The sequence below is a fragment of the Pseudomonas reidholzensis genome (assembly GCF_900536025.1).
GTDB lineage: Bacteria > Pseudomonadota > Gammaproteobacteria > Pseudomonadales > Pseudomonadaceae > Aquipseudomonas > Aquipseudomonas reidholzensis.
Window position 1 is genome coordinate 390,010 of the sequence record NZ_UNOZ01000013.1, and the last position, 15,732, is coordinate 405,741.

General features: G+C 65.2%; 16 protein-coding genes. 7 read left to right on the forward strand and 9 right to left on the reverse strand.

The window, feature by feature from the left end; genetic code table 11:
• Positions 1-2: 2 nt before the first annotated feature.
• Both CCOS865_RS09850 and CCOS865_RS09855 read right to left on the reverse strand, forming a co-directional pair.
• A complete protein-coding gene (locus CCOS865_RS09850) occupies positions 3-2,510 on the reverse strand; it encodes an ABC transporter permease (protein WP_119140225.1) in 2,508 nt (835 codons plus the stop codon).
• The gene (locus tag CCOS865_RS09855) at positions 2,510-3,193 is read right to left on the reverse strand and encodes an ABC transporter ATP-binding protein (RefSeq protein WP_119140227.1); all 684 of its coding nucleotides are present in this window, start codon (positions 3,191-3,193) and stop codon (positions 2,510-2,512) included. Before CCOS865_RS09855 ends, CCOS865_RS09850 begins: the two co-directional genes overlap by 1 nt.
• A 10-nt stretch (positions 3,194-3,203) precedes the next feature.
• Between CCOS865_RS09855 and CCOS865_RS09860 the strand changes: the two genes are divergently transcribed.
• The 3 genes from CCOS865_RS09860 (at position 3,204) to CCOS865_RS09870 (ending at position 5,285) form a co-directional block, all read left to right on the forward strand.
• Positions 3,204-3,809, forward strand: coding sequence for an arylesterase (locus tag CCOS865_RS09860; protein WP_167469039.1), 606 nt, complete (start codon positions 3,204-3,206; stop codon positions 3,807-3,809).
• A gap of 58 nt (positions 3,810-3,867) precedes the next feature.
• Positions 3,868-4,149 (forward strand): hypothetical protein, encoded by a 282-nt coding sequence (locus CCOS865_RS09865; RefSeq protein WP_119140231.1) that lies wholly within the window; start codon positions 3,868-3,870, stop codon positions 4,147-4,149.
• 158 nt (positions 4,150-4,307) lie between these two features.
• Entirely contained in the window at positions 4,308-5,285 is a 978-nt protein-coding gene (locus tag CCOS865_RS09870; RefSeq protein WP_119140233.1) for a L,D-transpeptidase family protein, read from the forward strand.
• A 988-nt stretch (positions 5,286-6,273) separates the two neighbouring features.
• Here CCOS865_RS09870 and oprI read toward each other — a convergent pair.
• Positions 6,274-6,525 (reverse strand): outer membrane lipoprotei OprI, encoded by a 252-nt coding sequence (gene oprI / locus CCOS865_RS09875; protein ID WP_003259780.1) that lies wholly within the window; start codon positions 6,523-6,525, stop codon positions 6,274-6,276.
• Between the two features lie 506 nt (positions 6,526-7,031).
• Here oprI and CCOS865_RS09880 point away from each other — a divergent pair.
• Positions 7,032-7,313 carry a GNAT family N-acetyltransferase gene (locus CCOS865_RS09880; RefSeq protein WP_119140235.1) on the forward strand — a complete coding sequence of 94 codons (282 nt, stop codon included), beginning with the start codon at positions 7,032-7,034 and terminating at the stop codon, positions 7,311-7,313.
• Positions 7,314-7,717: 404 nt separating this feature from the next.
• Here CCOS865_RS09880 and CCOS865_RS09890 read toward each other — a convergent pair whose 3' ends face one another.
• Positions 7,718-8,794: a 3-deoxy-7-phosphoheptulonate synthase gene (locus CCOS865_RS09890; protein WP_119140239.1), complete on the reverse strand. Its 1,077-nt coding sequence runs from the start codon at positions 8,792-8,794 to the stop codon at positions 7,718-7,720.
• A gap of 161 nt (positions 8,795-8,955) precedes the next feature.
• Positions 8,956-9,387, reverse strand: a complete 432-nt coding sequence (locus CCOS865_RS09895) for a PilZ domain-containing protein (RefSeq protein WP_119140241.1) — start codon at positions 9,385-9,387, stop codon at positions 8,956-8,958.
• 121 nt (positions 9,388-9,508) lie between these two features.
• Between CCOS865_RS09895 and CCOS865_RS09900 the strand changes: the two genes are divergently transcribed.
• The 3 genes from CCOS865_RS09900 to cysB all read left to right on the forward strand — a co-directional run bounded on the left by CCOS865_RS09900 (position 9,509) and on the right by cysB (position 12,161).
• The gene (locus CCOS865_RS09900) at positions 9,509-10,456 is read left to right on the forward strand and encodes a putative 2-dehydropantoate 2-reductase (protein WP_119140243.1); all 948 of its coding nucleotides are present in this window, start codon (positions 9,509-9,511) and stop codon (positions 10,454-10,456) included.
• Positions 10,457-10,560: 104 nt separating this feature from the next.
• On the forward strand, positions 10,561-11,058 hold the full coding sequence (locus CCOS865_RS09905; protein ID WP_119140245.1) for a universal stress protein: 498 nt from the start codon (positions 10,561-10,563) through the stop codon (positions 11,056-11,058).
• A 128-nt stretch (positions 11,059-11,186) separates the two neighbouring features.
• Positions 11,187-12,161, forward strand: coding sequence for an HTH-type transcriptional regulator CysB (gene cysB / locus CCOS865_RS09910; RefSeq protein ID WP_119140247.1), 975 nt, complete (start codon positions 11,187-11,189; stop codon positions 12,159-12,161).
• Positions 12,162-12,357: 196 nt separating this feature from the next.
• On the opposite strand, the gene CCOS865_RS09915 is transcribed toward cysB, so the two are convergent.
• The 4 genes from CCOS865_RS09915 to CCOS865_RS09930 all read right to left on the reverse strand — a co-directional run bounded on the left by CCOS865_RS09915 (position 12,358) and on the right by CCOS865_RS09930 (position 15,663).
• Complete coding sequence (locus tag CCOS865_RS09915; RefSeq protein WP_119140249.1) at positions 12,358-13,569, reverse strand: hypothetical protein; 1,212 nt, start codon at positions 13,567-13,569, stop codon at positions 12,358-12,360.
• Positions 13,566-14,426: an ABC transporter ATP-binding protein gene (locus CCOS865_RS09920; protein ID WP_119140251.1), complete on the reverse strand. Its 861-nt coding sequence runs from the start codon at positions 14,424-14,426 to the stop codon at positions 13,566-13,568. The genes CCOS865_RS09915 and CCOS865_RS09920 overlap by 4 nt, the downstream gene beginning before the upstream one ends.
• The gene (locus tag CCOS865_RS09925; RefSeq protein WP_119140253.1) at positions 14,419-14,829 is read right to left on the reverse strand and encodes a GntR family transcriptional regulator; all 411 of its coding nucleotides are present in this window, start codon (positions 14,827-14,829) and stop codon (positions 14,419-14,421) included. Before CCOS865_RS09925 ends, CCOS865_RS09920 begins: the two co-directional genes overlap by 8 nt.
• A gap of 99 nt (positions 14,830-14,928) precedes the next feature.
• Positions 14,929-15,663 (reverse strand): phosphoadenylyl-sulfate reductase, encoded by a 735-nt coding sequence (locus CCOS865_RS09930; protein ID WP_119140255.1) that lies wholly within the window; start codon positions 15,661-15,663, stop codon positions 14,929-14,931.
• Between the last annotated feature and the right edge of the window lie 69 nt (positions 15,664-15,732).

The window sequence follows — 15,732 nt, forward strand, 5'->3', positions numbered from 1 at the left end:
GGCTAGCCCTCGCGCAACACCGTCAGCGGGCTCGCATTCAACGCGCGCCGGGTACCCCACACGCCGGCCCCGCCAATCAGCAGCGCGCCCAGCACCGGCAGCAGCAACAGCCACGGGTGTGGGCTCCACTGCAAGTCGAACGCATAGCGATACAGCGCCCAGCTGATCAGCTCGCAGCCCAGCGCGGCCAGCAGCCCGCTGGCCACCCCGAGCAGGCCGAACTCGATGCGCCGCGCCCGCACCAGCAATGGCCGCCCCGCACCCAGCGCGCGCAGCAACGCGCCTTGCCGGATGCGCTCATCCAGGGTTGCCTGAAGGCCGGCAAACAGCACGGCCAGGCCCGCCGCCAGCACGAACAGCAGCACGTACTGCACGGCCAGGGTCACCTGCGCCAGGATGCTGCGCAACTGCGCGAGCAGGGCGTCGACCTGGAGAATGCTCGCCGCCGGGAACGCCCGCGACAGGGCGACCACCTGCTGGTCGTGCCCCGGCGCCAGGTAAAAGCTGGTCAGGTAGGTGGTCGGCAGGCCTTGCAGGGTGCCGGGCTGGAAGATCATGTAGAAGTTGGGCTGGAAGCTGTCCCAGTGCACCGTGCGCAAGCTGCTCACGCGGGCCTGGCGCGGTTGGCCGCCGATGTCGAAGTCGAGCAGGTCGCCGAGCTTGAGGTTGAGGCTGGCGGCCAGTTCCGACTCCACCGAGACGCCTGGCACATCGTCACTGGGCGGCGTTGCCTGCCACCATCTGCCGGCGACCAGTGCATTGCCCTGGGGCAGATCGGCGGCCCAGGTCAGGCTGAGGTCGCGCTGCACCGCGCGCTCGCCGGTGGACTCCTTGCTGACCAGTTGCCGCACCGGCTCCTGGTTGATGTGCGTCAGCCGCCCGGGGATCACCGGGTACAGCGGCGCCGAGGTGGCGTTGGCGTCACGCAGGTGCTGGGCGAAGGCGTCGCGGTCATCCGGCAGGATGTTCAAGGCAAAATGGTTGGGCGCGTCCTTGGGCAACTGTGCCTGCCAGTTGTCCAGCAGTTCGGCCCGCAGCAGCGCCACCAGGCCCATGGCCAGAAGGATCAGGCCGAACGCCAGCGCCTGGCCCGCTGCCGCCAGGGGGTGGCGCAGCAGTTGGCCAAGGCCCAGGCGCCAGGTCAGCGGTGCGCCTACCAGCAAGCGGCGCAGGCTGCGCAAGCCGAGCAGGAGCAGGCCGCCGAGCACCAGCGCGGCGATCAGGCCGCCGCCGAGCAGGGCAAAGGTCAGCAGCAGGTCGAGGCTCAGGCGCCACATGATCAGGCCCAGGGCGAGCAGGGCGGTACCGTACACCAGCCAGCTGCTCGGCGGCACCGGCAGCAGGTCACGGCGCAGCACCCGCAGCGGTGGCACCCGGCCCAGCGCGGCCAGCGGTGGCAGGGCAAAGCCGGCCAGCGCGACCAGGCCGGTAGCGATGCCGGCCAGGGCCGGGGTGATCCCGCCCGGCGGAATGGTGCTCGGCATCAGGCCGTGCAGCAGGCGGAACAGGCCCAGTTGCGCCAGCCAGCCAATGGCCGCACCCGCCACTGCCGCCACCAGCCCGAGGGCGGCCAGCTGCACGCAGTACAGGCCCAGGGCCTCGCGGCGGGACAGCCCCAGGCAGCGCAGCAAGGCACTGGCGTCCAGGCGGCGGGCGGCATAGCGGCTGGCCGACAGCGCCACGGCGACGCCTGCGAGCAGCACCGCGACCAGGCTGGCCATGTTCAGGTAGCGCTCGGCCTTGCCCAGCGCACCGCCGATCTGCCGGTTGCCGTCGCGGGTGTCGCGCAGGCGCTGGTTGGCGGCGAGGTCCTTGTCCACCGCCTGACGATACTGCGCCAGTGCCTCGGGCTCGCCGCGCCAGAGCTCGCGGTAGGTGACGCGGCTGCCGGGCTGGATCACCCCGGTCGCTTGCAGGTCGTCGAGGTTGATCAGCACGCGCGGGGTCAGGCTGTAGAAGTTGTTGGCGCGGTCCGGTTCGTAGGTCAGCACGCGGGTCATGCGCAGGGTCTTCATGCCGACGTCGATGCTGTCGCCGATCGCCAGGCCGAGCGCCACCAGCAGGCGCGGTTCGACCCAGGCTTCTCCGGGCGCGGGCCCGCCGCCTGGGGTTTCTTCGGCATACGGCGCGGCGGCGCTGCGCAGTTCGCCACGCAACGGGTAGGCAGGGTCGGCGGCCTTGATGCTCGACAGCTGGATGCCTGCATCGGCGCCGACCACGCTGGTGAACTCCACCACCTGGGCATGGCGCAAGCCCAGCGTGGCCCCCGCCTCGATCTGCTCGGCGCGCGCCGGCGAATTACCCTGCAGGACCAGGTCGGCGCCGAGGAACTCGCTGGCGCGCAACTGCATGGCGCCGTTCAGGCGGGCGCCAAAATAGCCGATGGCGGTGCTGGCGGCGACGGCCACCAGCAGGGCGAAGAACAGCACGCGTACTTCACTGGCGCGGGCATCGCGCAGCAGCTGACGCAGCGCCAGGGTGCACAGGCGCAACAACGGCATTCGGGTCATCAGGGCTCCAGGGGCGCCACCAGGCGGCCAGCGTCGAGGCGGATCAGGCGACGGCAGCGCGTGGCCAGGCGCTCGTCATGGGTCACCAGGACCAGGGTGGTGCCGCGCTCCTGGTTCAGTTCGAACAGCAGGTCGCTGATGCGCTCGCCGGTGTGGCTGTCGAGGTTGCCGGTCGGTTCGTCGGCAAACAGCACCGCCGGCTGCGCGGCGAAGGCCCGGGCGATCGCCACCCGTTGCTGTTCGCCGCCCGACAGTTGGCGCGGGGTGTGGGTCAGGCGTTTGCCCAGGCCAACCCGTTCGAGCAGGCTGCGGGCGTGTTCGCGAGCATCCCGGCGACCGTCCAGCTCGAGCGGCAGCATGACGTTTTCCAGGGCGTTGAGGCTGTCGAGCAACTGGAACGACTGGAACACGAAGCCGACATGTTCAGCGCGCACCTTGGCCCGCTGGTCTTCGTCGAGCGGGCCGAGGTCGTTGCCGGCCAGGATCACATTGCCCGCGCTGGGGCGGTCGAGGCCGGCGAGCAGGCCGAGCAAGGTCGACTTGCCCGAGCCCGACGCGCCGACGATGGCCAGGCTGTCGCCCTGCGCGAGGTCGAGCGAAAGCGCGTGCAGGATGGTCAGGTCGCCTTCCGCGCTGGGGACCACTTTGCTAAGGTTCTGCGCAACGAGAATGCTTGGGCCCATGGAGAATCCAATGCGAGTGTGGTGGTTGAGTGCCGGTCTGGCCCTGTATTGCCTGGCCCAGAGCGCGGCGGCGGGAACACTGCTAGTGGTTGGCGATAGTATCAGCGCCGGTTTTGGCCTGGATACCCAGGTGGGGTGGGTTTCCCTCCTGCAGCAGCGCCTGAAGGACGAGGGATTCACCGACAAGGTGGTCAATGCCTCGATCAGTGGCGACACCAGTGCCGGTGGCCAGGCGCGGCTGCCGGCGCTGCTTGCAGCACACAAGCCGAGTGTCGTGGTGCTCGAGCTGGGTGGCAATGACGGGCTGCGCGGGCAGCCTCCGGCGCAATTGCAACAAAATCTTGCTTCGATGATAGAACGTTCCCGCGCGGCGGGGGCCAAGGTGGTGCTGCTCGGCATGCGCCTGCCGCCCAACTACGGGGTGCGTTACACCACCGCCTTCGCCCAGGCCTATGAACAGCTGGCCGCGCAGCAGAAGGTCGCCCTGGTGCCGTTTTTCCTCGAAGGTGTGGGCGGCGTGCCGGAGCTGATGCAGGCCGATGGCATTCACCCGGCCGCGGGTGCGCAGCAGCAACTGCTGGAAAATGCCTGGCCGGCGATAAAACCCTTGCTGTGACGCTTTAAACGGGGGCGGCTTTCGGATAATGTTGCGCCCCCCGTTTCGAGACCCCCCGATGCCGCGTCCTGCCTGGTCCCTGTATGCCTATCAACTGATCGAGCCCGATGAGCAGCTCGACCTGTTCGCGTGTCAGGAAGTCCGCGTCCACCTGGTAGCCCGCCAACTGGAACTGGGGGCGCCGGTCGACCGCACCTTGTGCGGTGGGTTGCTGCCGGCGCAGCCACGCTGGTCGCTGGTGCCGCGGGCGATCAACCGCGACCGGCGCCTGTGCACGCTGTGCCGGGCGATCCTCGATGCGCAGCGCCGCGGCACCCGGCCGATCTGGCCGCAGCTCTAGATCGGCGCGGCTTGGCGGCGCCGGCGCGCGGCCCAATGGCGCGGAACTCTGGCTGCCTTTCATCATCTGAAATGCATGCATCGGACCGATGCCTCCCGCTGGTGCCGGGGCGGGTGTACAATCGATCCTCTTGTCCCATCTTTCGAAGGATTTACCGGATGTTGCCGCGCTTTCCCGCCGTCACCCGTAGCCTGTCCCTGGCCGCCCTGCTGGTAGCAGGCCCCGCCTGCGCGCTGGAACTGCCGTTGCCACCGCCTGGTGAGGACGTCGTCGGTCAGGTGCAGACCATCAAGGCCAAGTACGAAGACACCTTTGCCGACATCGGTACCGCCAACGACCTGGGCTACCTGGAGATGATCGCCGCCAACCCGGGTGTCGACCCGTGGCTGCCGGGCGCCGGTACCGAGATCGTCCTGCCGACCCGCTATGTGTTGCCGCCGGGCCCGCGCGAAGGCATCGTCATCAACCTGGCCGAGTACCGCCTGTACTACTTCCCGAAAGGCCAGAACGTGGTGCATACGTTCCCCCTGGGGATTGGTCGTGAGGGCTGGGGCTCGCCGATCGCCAACACCAAGATCACTGCCAAGACGCCGAACCCGACCTGGACGCCGCCGGCTTCGATCCGCGCCGAGCATGCCGCCGACGGCGACATCCTGCCGGGCGTGGTGCCGGCCGGCCCGGACAACCCGCTGGGGCCGTTCAAGTTCACCCTCGGCGTGCCGGGCTACCTGATCCACGGTTCGAACAAGAAGTTCGGCATCGGCATGCGCACCAGCCATGGTTGCTTCCGCATGCTCAACAACAATGTGCTGGAACTTTCCAAGATGGTCCCGGTGGGTACGCCGGTGCGTATCATCAACGAGCCTTACAAGTTCGGCCTGAGTGCGGGCAAGGTCTATCTCGAGGCTCACACGCCGCTCGATGATCAGGGTGATCCGTCGGTGGTAGACAAGCACACCGCTGTGATCAATGCCTTGCTCAAGCGTGAAGACCTGGCCAACAACCTGCGCATGAACTGGGACATGGTGCGCGATGTGGTTGCTGCCGAAGATGGCATGCCGGTTGAAATTGCCGTGCCGATCAGTGGTGAGGGGGCTGCGCCAATGGTCAGCAGTATCCCGCCTGAACTGCAGTAAGTCGGTTTGCGTGAGTCTGAGGCCTGCCATGTGCAGGCCTTTTGCTTTTTGCCTGACGTTGTGTTGCAGGCAATAAAGAAGGTTCTTCACGGATTATTGGGATAGTTGCTGGTGGGGGCGCGTTTCGATTGTTGGGCTTATCCGTTTTGGGTGGTGCGGCCACTGGCCCCTTCCGCCCTTACGGCGGGTCACTTTTTTTCTTGGAAAAAAGTAACCAAAAACCGCTTGCTCCTACATACGGCCCTTCGCTTCGCTGCGGGTTCCCTCACTCCGGCCTTGCTCCCGCGAGGACCGGGCTGTACGGGCCTTCCTGGCCCGCAGCCCTTGCCGGCCTTCCTGGCCGTCACCTCGCTCCGCAAGACCTCCGTTCGGCCTCCTGAAGTCGCAGTAGATCAAGATCACGAGCCAGATCAAAGGCCAGATCAAGGGCCAGGGCAACGGCTGGCGAATCGCTGCGCTCTCGCTTGTTTATAAGGGCGGTACAGCGCGGCAGCGCCAGAATGTGCATTGACCTTCCGGCCATCGCGGGCAAGCCCGCTCCTACAGGTCGGCGCGGTCCTTGTAGGAGCGGGCTTGCCCGCGATGATCAGATATCCACCACTAATGCCACTATCGAAGATAACGCCAGCCCAGGCGCCACCCCAAACTTGGCGACCTCAGGAGGCCGAACGGAGGTCTTGCGAAGCGGGGTGACGGCCAGGAAGGCCGGCAAGGGCTGCGGGCCAGGAAGGCCCGTACAGCCCGGTCCACGCGGGAGCAAGGCCGGAGTGAGGGAACCCGCAGCGCAGCGGAGGGCCGTATGTGGGAGCCGGCGGTTTTGGTTACTTTTTCCAAGAAAAAAGTGACCCGCCGTAAGGGCGGAAGGGGCCATAAGCGCCACCATATCAAATGGATAAGCCCCCAACGCCCAACGCATCTACACTAAACAAACGCAAAAAAAAAAGCCGACCCACGAGTGGATCGGCTTCTCAACAATCCGTGAGGATTATTACTTGCGGCTGGCTTTGTCCAGCATACGCAGAGCGCGCTCATTGGCTTCGTCAGCAGTTTGCTGAGCCTTTTGAGCGGCAGCCAGAGCGTCGTCAGCCTTACGGTAGGCTTCATCGGCACGGGCTTGGGCGCGAGCTGCTGCGTCTTCGGTAGCAGTCAGGCGAGCTTCGGTTTCTTTGGAGACGCTGCTGCAACCGGTAGCCAGAACTGCGGCCAGAGCCAGAGCAGAGAATTTCAGAACGTTGTTCATCGTGTTCCCCTTCAAGGACTTTCTATTAAAGAGCCATCTCTCGGAAAAGAGAAACTGGCCGGCGTACATAGTACCCATTACTTGTAGTAAGTAAACTGACAGAGCGCAAGAACGGCAAAAAAAATGTTCCCGCTGGTGCGCCGTCACGTTGTGTAGCGTTTTTGTGAAGACGCCCTTCAGGGATCGCAAGCGATTGTACTAGCGGAACTTTTTGTTGAACTAAAGGTGACTTGTACTGTCATTTTGCGTCTTAGCAGAAGAACATCCGGTTGCTCTTGCGAGTCTGCGCGTGGTGCGGGTCACTGCGTGTGGATACGCGTTTTTTTTTGCCGCTGCAAACCTTGAGCAATCCTGCTCGCGGCGCCTACTATTTGAGGGTGCTCGCGGTACAGAACGACCGGGTTTGCGTGCGGTCGAAGGGGGCATGAGGGGGGCGTAGAGTTTCTCCGCCGGATACATCATCGGTTAAGGTAAAGGTCTGCCGAGAAGACCTGCGAGGAGTAGTGATGAGCGAAGCGCTGACCATCCACCATGACCAGGCCGGTCATCAGTTCGAGACCAACGTGGACGGTCATCGTGCCTACCTGACGTACATGGACTTGGGCAAGCAGACGCTGGACATCTATCGCACCTTTGTGCCGAACGCGTTGCGGGGGCGGGGTATTGCTGCGGCGTTGACTGAGCAGGCGCTGCAATATGCAGATGAGATGGGGTATACGGTTATCCCTTCGTGCTCTTATGTCGAGCGGTATATGGAGCGGCAGCAGCGGCATTCGAGCAAGGCTTGAGTTTGGGGGCTTATCCGATTGTAGTGATGCGGCTGATGGCCCCTTCCGCCCTTACGGCGGGTCACTTTTGGCAAACGCCCCAAAAGTAACCAAAAGGTCTTGGCTCCTGCATCCGACCCTTCGCTTCGCTACGGGTTCCCTCACTCCGGTCTTGCTCCCGCGAGGACCGGGCTGTACGGGCCTTCCTGGCCCGCAGCCCTTGCCGGCCTTCCTGGCCGTCACCTCGCTTCGCAAGACCTCCGTTCGGCCTCCTGAAGTCGCTGTAGATCAAGATCACAAGCCAGATCAAGATCAAGATCAAGATCAAGATCCAGGGTGGCAGCCTCCAATTGAGAAGTTTTTGGCCCGGGTCCAGGCCAAAAAAAACGCCAGGCAATGCCTGGCGTTTTTTGTTTCGGGCTTGATCAGCCGCGAGCGCGCTGCGGCAGAACGTCTTTGAGTTTGCTGTGCATGCTGCGCACGGCTTTTTCGGTGGCGCTCCAGTCGATGCACGAGTCGGTGACCGAGACGCCGTATTGCAGGTCGGCCAGGTCCTTTGGAATTGCCTGGCAGCCCCAGTTCAGGTGGCTTTCGACCATCAGGCCGATGATCGACTGGTTGCCTTCGAGGATCTGGTTGGCGACGTTTTCCATCACCAGCGGCTGCAGGGCCGGGTCCTTGTTGGAGTTGGCGTGGCTGCAGTCGACCATGATGTTGGCCTTGATCTTGGCCTTGGCCAGGTCCTGCTCGCACAGCGCGACGCTGACCGAATCATAGTTGGGCTTGCCGTTGCCGCCGCGCAGGACCACGTGGCCGTAGGCGTTGCCCTTGGTGGTGACGATCGACACGCCGCCTTCCTGGTTGATGCCCAGGAAACGGTGCGGCTTGGACACCGACTGCAGGGCGTTGATCGCCACCGTCAGGCCACCGTCGGTACCGTTCTTGAAACCGACCGCCGACGACAGGCCCGAGGCCATTTCGCGGTGGGTCTGCGATTCGGTGGTGCGCGCGCCGATGGCCGACCAGCTGATCAGGTCCTGCAGGTACTGCGGCGAGATCGGGTCGAGCGCTTCGGTGGCGGTCGGCAGGCCCATTTCGGCCAGGTCCAGCAGCAGCTTGCGGCCGATGTGCAGACCGTCCTGGATCTTGAACGAGTCATCCAGGTACGGGTCGTTGATCAGGCCTTTCCAGCCGACCGTGGTGCGCGGTTTTTCGAAGTACACGCGCATCACCAGGTACAGCGTGTCGGACACTTCCGCCGCCAGCACCTTGAGGCGCTCGGCGTACTCGTGGGCCGCCTTGATGTCGTGGATGGAGCAGGGGCCGATCACCACGAACAGTCGGTGGTCCTTGCCGTCGAGAATGTTGCGCACCACTTCGCGGCCGGCAGTCACGGTCTGCAGGGCTTTGGCGCTGAGAGGGAGCTCCGACTTGAGCTGATCGGGGGTGATCAAGGTCTCGTTGGAAGCAACGTTTAAGTCGTCGATCGGTAAATCAGCCATCGTGTTACTCGTCAGGTCACGGGTGCCGGCCGCCAGCAATCCCCGTGCGGCCCAGCAGCAGATTGTTCGCAGCGGGGAGGCCGAACCTTAGCGCGTTACAGGGGGCGCGACAATGGGCTGACCCCAGTCTGCACGGGGTTTTTACCGGCAGCAGGGGATTTTCAGGGCTGCGCCGCCCGCAGGCTGGCTTCGGAAAACTCGGCAGCGTGCAGGCCCACCCACTGCGCAGCCAGTGCCTCGGTGGTGGGCGGGTCGAGTTCGGCCTGCGCGTGCTCCAGGCAATAATGGCGGATCTGGCACACCTGCTCGCCCATGCGCGCACCGAACAAGGCCTGGGCGTCGGTGAACGTCACGCCGATGCGGTAACCGTCATCGAGCTTGCGGCACCAGGCGACGTAGCCCGGGTAGCGCGCATCACTGCCCAGTGAGGGGATCAGTACCTCGATCGCCATGCCGCGGCGATAGGCGCGCGGATGGTTGCAGGCGATACCCCCCAGCCCCTGGGTGTGCAGATGCCGACGAAACAGGCTGGGGAACGGTCGCAGGCTCAATTCGACCGGGATATCGTCTGGGTGAGGCAGGTATCCGCACATACTCGACTCCGTGTCGATTATTTGACCTTATTGGCCAAAGTATAGAGAAGGATCGAAAAGCGGCTGATTTACGTGTAAAAAAATCGGACGAAAAATCCGCCAATCGGACAAGGAGTAGGGCATGCAATCTCGCACTGGGCGTATCGGCATCATCGGCAGCGGCGCCATCGGCGGTTTTTACGGGCTGATGCTGGCCCGCGCCGGCTTCGATGTGCACTTCCTCCTGCGTAGCGAATACGCCGCCGTGCGCGAGCAAGGTTTGCGCGTGGACAGCGCGCGGCACGGCCAGCTGCACCTGCAGGTCAACGCCTACGCTTCAGCCGCCGACATGCCCGCCTGTGACTGGTTGCTGGTAGGGGCCAAGGCCACCAGCAATGCCGAACTGGCGCCGTTGATCGTCCAGGCGGCCGCGCCCGGGGCCAAGGTGGTGCTGCTGCAAAACGGCCTCGGCGTCGAAGACCAGCTGCGCCCGGCGTTACCGGACGACCTGCACCTGCTCGGCGGGCTGTGCTTTATCTGTGTCAACCGCGAGGCGCCGGGGGTGATCCGCCATCAGGCCCTGGGCGCGGTCAATCTGGGCTACCACAGCGGGCCTGCCGAGGACGCCGGGCAGGCGATCGTCGAGGAGGGCGCGGCGCTGTTCCAGGCGGCCGGGGTCGACTCGCAGGCGATGGCCGACCTCGACCAGGCGCGCTGGCAGAAGCTGGTGTGGAACGTGCCCTACAACGGCCTTTCGGTGTTGCTGCAGGCGAGTACCACGCCGTTGATGGCCGACGCTGACAGCCGGTTGCTGATCCAGCAGCTGATGGCCGAAGTGGTCGAGGGTGCTCGTGCGTGCGGCCTGGTGCTGCCCGAAGGCTATGCCGAGCACCTGTTCCGGGTCACCGAGCAGATGCCCGACTATTGGCCGAGCATGTACCACGACCATGCCCAGCAGCGTCCGCTGGAACTGCAGGCGATCTATGCCGAGCCGTTGGCGCGGGCGCGTGCTGCCGGCTGCACGCTGACGCGCATGGAGATGTTGTACCAGGCGCTGGCCTTCCTCGACCGCCGCACCCGCCAGGCCTGACGAGGCCTGTGGCCGCGTGGGCTGCTCGCCGGATGGCACGGCGGCCGTCCGCGGCGCTGCTAAGCTGAACCTTGCTCTGCCGTCGCGGCAGTCGAGGAGGTCGAATGATCCGTTCCATGCTGTATGCCACCGACCTCGGTGTCTACGCGCCCTTTGTCATGCAACACGCGCTGGCATTGGCGCGGACCTTCAATGCAGAGCTGTATGTGATCCACGCCGTCGAGCCCATGGGCCAGTTCGCCGAGTCCCTGCTGCAGAGCTACCTGGACGAACAGACCCTGGACAAGCTGCACAGCCAGGGCGTGAACACGGTAATGGCCAACATCGAGCAGAAAGTCCTCGAGAGTTTTCGTGATGAATTGGGCGAGGAGGCCGACCTGGCGGTGATCCGTGCGGTGCGGGTGCGTCAGGGCGACCCGGCGCAGGTTATCCTCGAACAGGCCCAGCGGCTGAGTGTCGACCTGTTGATCTTCGGCAGCCATACCCATGGCGCGGGGGTGGATGTGCCGATTGGTCGTACCGCGGTGCGACTGTTGCAGCTGTCGCCAGTGCCGGTGTACATGGTGCCGTTGGCGCAGCATCTCGGGCGTAGGAAAGTGTGAAGCTGGCAGTAGGCTATTTCTGAAGTGGTGTAACAAAATAGTTCTAGATTTATTACCAAAGCCACTAATATAGTTATATATCGTCGCTGCCAGCTGCTGCTGACCTACCGCTGAACCGAGGGAAACCTATGAAGCTTCAACAACTGCGCTACATCTGGGAAGTGGCGCACCACGACCTCAACGTCTCCGCGACAGCGCAAAGCCTGTACACCTCTCAGCCGGGGATCAGCAAGCAGATCCGCCTGCTCGAGGACGAGCTGGGGGTCGAGGTGTTCGCGCGCAGCGGCAAGCACCTGACCCGCGTCACGCCGGCCGGCGAGCGCATCATCAACACCGCTGGCGAGATCCTGCGCAAGGTCGAAAGCATCAAGCAGATCGCCCAGGAATTCTCCAACGAGAAGAAGGGCACCCTGTCGATCGCCACCACCCACACCCAGGCGCGCTATGCCTTGCCGCCGGTGATCAGCAGCTTCATCAAGCAGTACCCTGACGTGTCGCTGCACATGCACCAGGGCTCGCCGATGCAGATCGCCGAGATGGCCGCTGACGGCACCGTCGATTTCGCCATTGCCACCGAGGCCCTGGAGCTGTTCGGCGACCTGATCATGATGCCGTGCTACAAGTGGAACCGCTGCGTGGTGGTACCGCAGGGCCACCCGCTGGCCAAGCTGCCGAAGCTGACCCTGGAAGCGGTGGCCGAGTACCCGATCGTCACCTACGTCTTCGGTTTCACCGGTCGGTCGAAACTGGACGAGGCGTTCAATCACCGTGGCCTCACCCCGAAAGTGGTGTTCACCGCCGCCGACGCCGACGTGATCAAGACCTATGTGCGCCTGGGCCTGGGCGTGGGTATCGTTGCCGGCATGGCGGTCGACGCCAAGCTCGACAGCGACCTGGTGGCGTTGGATGCCAGCGAACTGTTCGAAGCCAGCGTGACCAAGATCGGCTTCCGCCGTGGCACCTTCCTGCGCGGCTTCATGTGCGACTTCATCGAGAAGTTCGCACCGCACCTGACCCGTGAAGTGATGGCCAAGGCCATCCAGTGCCACAACAAGCAAGAGCTCGAAGAGCTGTTCCACGGCGTCGAGCTGCCGGTGCACTGATCCCCACGCTTCACAAAAAAACCGGCCTAGGCCGGTTTTTTCATGGGTGTTTAGGTGCAAGCTCGGCCCTCTTCGCGGGGCAAGTCGCATCGGCGCACCGCCGCTCCCACAGGATAGCGTCGCCCCTTCGGTCAGCGGAGATCCTGTGGGAGCGGGCTTGCCCCGCGAAGAGGCCGGAACTGCCAGTCAACGACCGCTATGCCACCCACAGCACGCAGGTGATGATCCCCGCCAGCATCATCACCGCGTTGATCACGTTGAGCGCCACGCTGCCCAGCGTGCCGCGCCATGCCAGCCGTGCCAAGCCTTGCCCGCAGCCCCAGACCAGCAGGCTGAAGCCGATCACGAACAGCGCCCAGCGCCCATCCTGGGCGATGCGGTCAGCGCCCATGCACAGTGCCAGGGCGGCCATGGCCAGGCAGCGTTCGGCAATGGTCAAGCGCACTTGACGCATGACCGCCGCCTGCAGTTGCTCCGCAGGAGGCAGGCCTGCCAGCAATTGCAGGTCGGCCCAGCACGCACGCCGCTGGTTGTGCAGCCGCGCAAGCGCCTTGGGTGCCTGCAGCGGTACGAAGACCAGGCAGAAGATCGGGCCGGCGAACAGGAAGCCATTGTCGTAACTGGGATCGAGCCACAGCACGAAGCCGCAGGTTGCCACCAGCCATGCATAGAACAATGCGCAGCGCCGACGGCCGAAGATTTGCCGTAAGGTCTGATAATCACGGCCCAATACCGCCGCGAGGTTATCGAGGCGGCGCTGATCCTGGCAGCGACCCGCCGACGGCTGCGGCGTGCCACGCGCGGCGTCGTGGCGAGCGCTGGCGCCGAGGCCCTCGAAGGTCGCGCCGGCGGGCATCCAGTCACGGCCACGTGGGCGTCTGGCGTGGGTAAACCACAGGCCTGCCGCTACCAGCCAGATCACAGCGCCAGCCGCGGCGCTGGCAACGGGGTCGGCGAGCATCGGCCAGCCATAGCCGGCCAGCATGGCCGGCACAAAGCCGAGGAAGATTGGCAGGCTCAGCATCAAGGCGCCGAGTGCCGCACCCAGCCAGAGCGCGGCGCCCAGCTGCAGCGAATCGCTGGCGGGTGCTCCGACCAGTAGGCACGCCCACGGCAGCATTACGCTCAGCCCGAGGTGCAGGGCCACGGCGGGCGCGAGGGTTCGGGCGACGCCGGGCGCCCGCAGTCGCAAGAGCTTGTCAGCGCTGTTGCACAGGCGCGGCCCATGCAGCAGCCACCACAGCAGGGCCACCATGGCCCACGCTACGGGCCACAGCAGTGAGCCGTCGCGCATCGCGCCAACGTGGCCGAGCTGGGTGATCGCACACAGCGCCAGGGCCTGCGCCAGTACGCCAAAACCGAACAGCCAGGGTGACAGCAGCAGTGGCCGCAGCGCGTTGGCGTTCATGCCGTCAGCTCCACGAACAGGTCTTCCAGCGACAATGCCTGCGGCGGCGAGGGCAGGGGCAGGTGCCACTGGCTCTGGTCGATCAGCAGCGTCCAGCCTCCCGAAGCCGCCGGTCGGCGTGCCTTTTCGCCCGGCAGCGGGTGCTCGGGCAGGGCGTGCGCGGCGGGCCAGTGGAGGCGGCGCAGGTTGTCCTTGAGGGTGTCGAGTTCGCCCTCAAGGCGCAGGCGTCCACCGTGCAGCAGTGCCACATGGGAGGCCACCCGCTCCAGGTCGGAGAGGATATGCGTGGAGAAAATCACCGTGCCGCCATGCTCGCCCGAGAGCTCGACGATTTCCCGTAGCAGTTCGCGGCGTGCGCTCGGGTCGAGGGCGGCCGCCGGTTCGTCGAGCACCAGCAGGCGTGGGCGCGGCGCCAGGGCACGGATGATCGCCAGCTGTTGGCGCTGGCCGGGCGAGAGACGGTTGATCTGCTGCTTGCGGTCCAGTGCCCAGCGCTCCAGCAGTCGCTCGACCCGCTGCCCGTCCCAACCCGGGTAAAGGCTGGCGAACAGGTCCAGCCAGGGCCCGACCTTGGCCCACTCCAGCGCGTCCAGGCGTTGCGGCACATAGGTCAGTTGCATCTTGTCGGCTTCATCCAGGCGCGCGGCGGGTTTGCCGAACAGGCGTGCCTCACCGGCATCGGGCCGTTGCAGGCCGAGCAGGCACTCGAGCAGCGTGCTTTTGCCCGCGCCATTGCGTCCGAGCAGGCCGAGCACCGTGCCGGCCTCGATGCGCAGTGAAACCGCGTCGAGCGCGGTGTGCGCCTTGAACTGGCGTGTCAGCCCGCAGGCTTCGAGCAGGGGTGGGGTATCAGTCATTTCGATCCTTCGAGGTGGGGGAGTCGGCCATCAGTGGCGCCAGCGCATCGACCAGCTGGGCAAGCTCGATATCCAGCTCGCGGGCCTGGCGGGCCAGGTCGCGCAGCGCCGGGGCGAGGCTGTCGAGGCGGGTCTGCAGGGTGCTGGCGCCGGGCTTGCGCGCCGCGACCTGCATGCCTTTGCCGCGCAGGCGCTCGAGCAGGCCCTGGGCTTCGAGCAAGGCATAGGCCTTGGACACGGTCATCGGGTTGATCGCATGCGCCGCGGCCACCTCGCGTACCGAGGGCAGCAAGGTGCCGGGCGGGCACTGGCCGGCGCTGATCAGGCGGCCGAGTTGGCCGACGATCTGGCGGTAGAGGGGTTCAGGCGAGGCGGGCTCGATATGCAGGGTCAGGGCGTCCATGTGTATTAGTGTAGCAATACACTAGACCGTGAGCGCAAGCGGCTTTTTGCCCGGGCATGAAAAAACCGGCCATCGGGCCGGTTTCTAGAAGCCTGCGGGTCAGGCCTTGGAGATCAGGTTGCCGGCGTGCAGCCCGCATTCCTTCTGGGTCGACTCCTCCCACCACCAGCGGCCTTCGCGCTCGTGCTGGTTAGGCAGCACGGGGCGGGTGCAAGGCTCGCAGCCGATGCTGATGAAGCCGCGCTCGTGCAGGCTGTTGTAGGGCAGCTCGAGCATGCGGATATAACCCCAGACTTCCGCGCTGGACATCTGCGCCAGCGGGTTGAACTTGTACAGCGGGCGCTCAGGCGTGGAGAACGCGCCGTCGAGTTCCAGTGCGGCCACCTGGCTGCGCGTGCCCGGGCTCTGGTCGCGGCGCTGGCCGGTGGCCCAGGCGCTGACCGTGGACAGCTTGCGCCGCAGCGGCTCGATCTTGCGGATCCCGCAGCATTCGCCGTGGCCGTCCTTGTAGAAGCTGAACAGGCCCTTCTCCTGGACGAACGGGTCGAGCTTGGCGCGATCCGGGCTGAGCAGCTCGATCGGCAAGTTGTACTGCTCGCGGACCTGGTCGATGAACCGGTAGGTCTCCGGGTGCAGGCGGCCGGTGTCGAGGCTGAAGACCTTGACCTGCTTGTTGAGTTTCCAGGCCATGTCCACCAGCACCACGTCTTCGGCGCCGCTGAAGGAGATCCACAAATCGTCGCCGAAGTGCTCGAAGGCGAGCTTGAGGATGTCCTGCGGGGACTTGTTGGCATAGGTCGCGGCCAGGGCGGCGACGTCGAAGGCTTGGCTCATCAGGCGGTTTCCATCGTGTGTATGGCGCTGTGCGCTCGTAATGGGCAAATGGTAACAAAAAATCGCGGA

Coding starts and splice junctions, on each gene's coding strand:
- CCOS865_RS09850 (WP_119140225.1), bottom strand. CDS start 2,510: ATGACCCGAATGCCGTTGTTGCGCCTGTGCACCCTGGCGCTGCGTCAG.
- CCOS865_RS09855 (WP_119140227.1), bottom strand. CDS start 3,193: ATGGGCCCAAGCATTCTCGTTGCGCAGAACCTTAGCAAAGTGGTCCCC.
- CCOS865_RS09860 (WP_167469039.1), top strand. CDS start 3,204: ATGCGAGTGTGGTGGTTGAGTGCCGGTCTGGCCCTGTATTGCCTGGCC.
- CCOS865_RS09865 (WP_119140231.1), top strand. CDS start 3,868: ATGCCGCGTCCTGCCTGGTCCCTGTATGCCTATCAACTGATCGAGCCC.
- CCOS865_RS09870 (WP_119140233.1), top strand. CDS start 4,308: ATGTTGCCGCGCTTTCCCGCCGTCACCCGTAGCCTGTCCCTGGCCGCC.
- oprI (WP_003259780.1), bottom strand. CDS start 6,525: ATGAACAACGTTCTGAAATTCTCTGCTCTGGCTCTGGCCGCAGTTCTG.
- CCOS865_RS09880 (WP_119140235.1), top strand. CDS start 7,032: ATGAGCGAAGCGCTGACCATCCACCATGACCAGGCCGGTCATCAGTTC.
- CCOS865_RS09890 (WP_119140239.1), bottom strand. CDS start 8,794: ATGGCTGATTTACCGATCGACGACTTAAACGTTGCTTCCAACGAGACC.
- CCOS865_RS09895 (WP_119140241.1), bottom strand. CDS start 9,387: ATGTGCGGATACCTGCCTCACCCAGACGATATCCCGGTCGAATTGAGC.
- CCOS865_RS09900 (WP_119140243.1), top strand. CDS start 9,509: ATGCAATCTCGCACTGGGCGTATCGGCATCATCGGCAGCGGCGCCATC.
- CCOS865_RS09905 (WP_119140245.1), top strand. CDS start 10,561: ATGATCCGTTCCATGCTGTATGCCACCGACCTCGGTGTCTACGCGCCC.
- cysB (WP_119140247.1), top strand. CDS start 11,187: ATGAAGCTTCAACAACTGCGCTACATCTGGGAAGTGGCGCACCACGAC.
- CCOS865_RS09915 (WP_119140249.1), bottom strand. CDS start 13,569: ATGAACGCCAACGCGCTGCGGCCACTGCTGCTGTCACCCTGGCTGTTC.
- CCOS865_RS09920 (WP_119140251.1), bottom strand. CDS start 14,426: ATGACTGATACCCCACCCCTGCTCGAAGCCTGCGGGCTGACACGCCAG.
- CCOS865_RS09925 (WP_119140253.1), bottom strand. CDS start 14,829: ATGGACGCCCTGACCCTGCATATCGAGCCCGCCTCGCCTGAACCCCTC.
- CCOS865_RS09930 (WP_119140255.1), bottom strand. CDS start 15,663: ATGAGCCAAGCCTTCGACGTCGCCGCCCTGGCCGCGACCTATGCCAAC.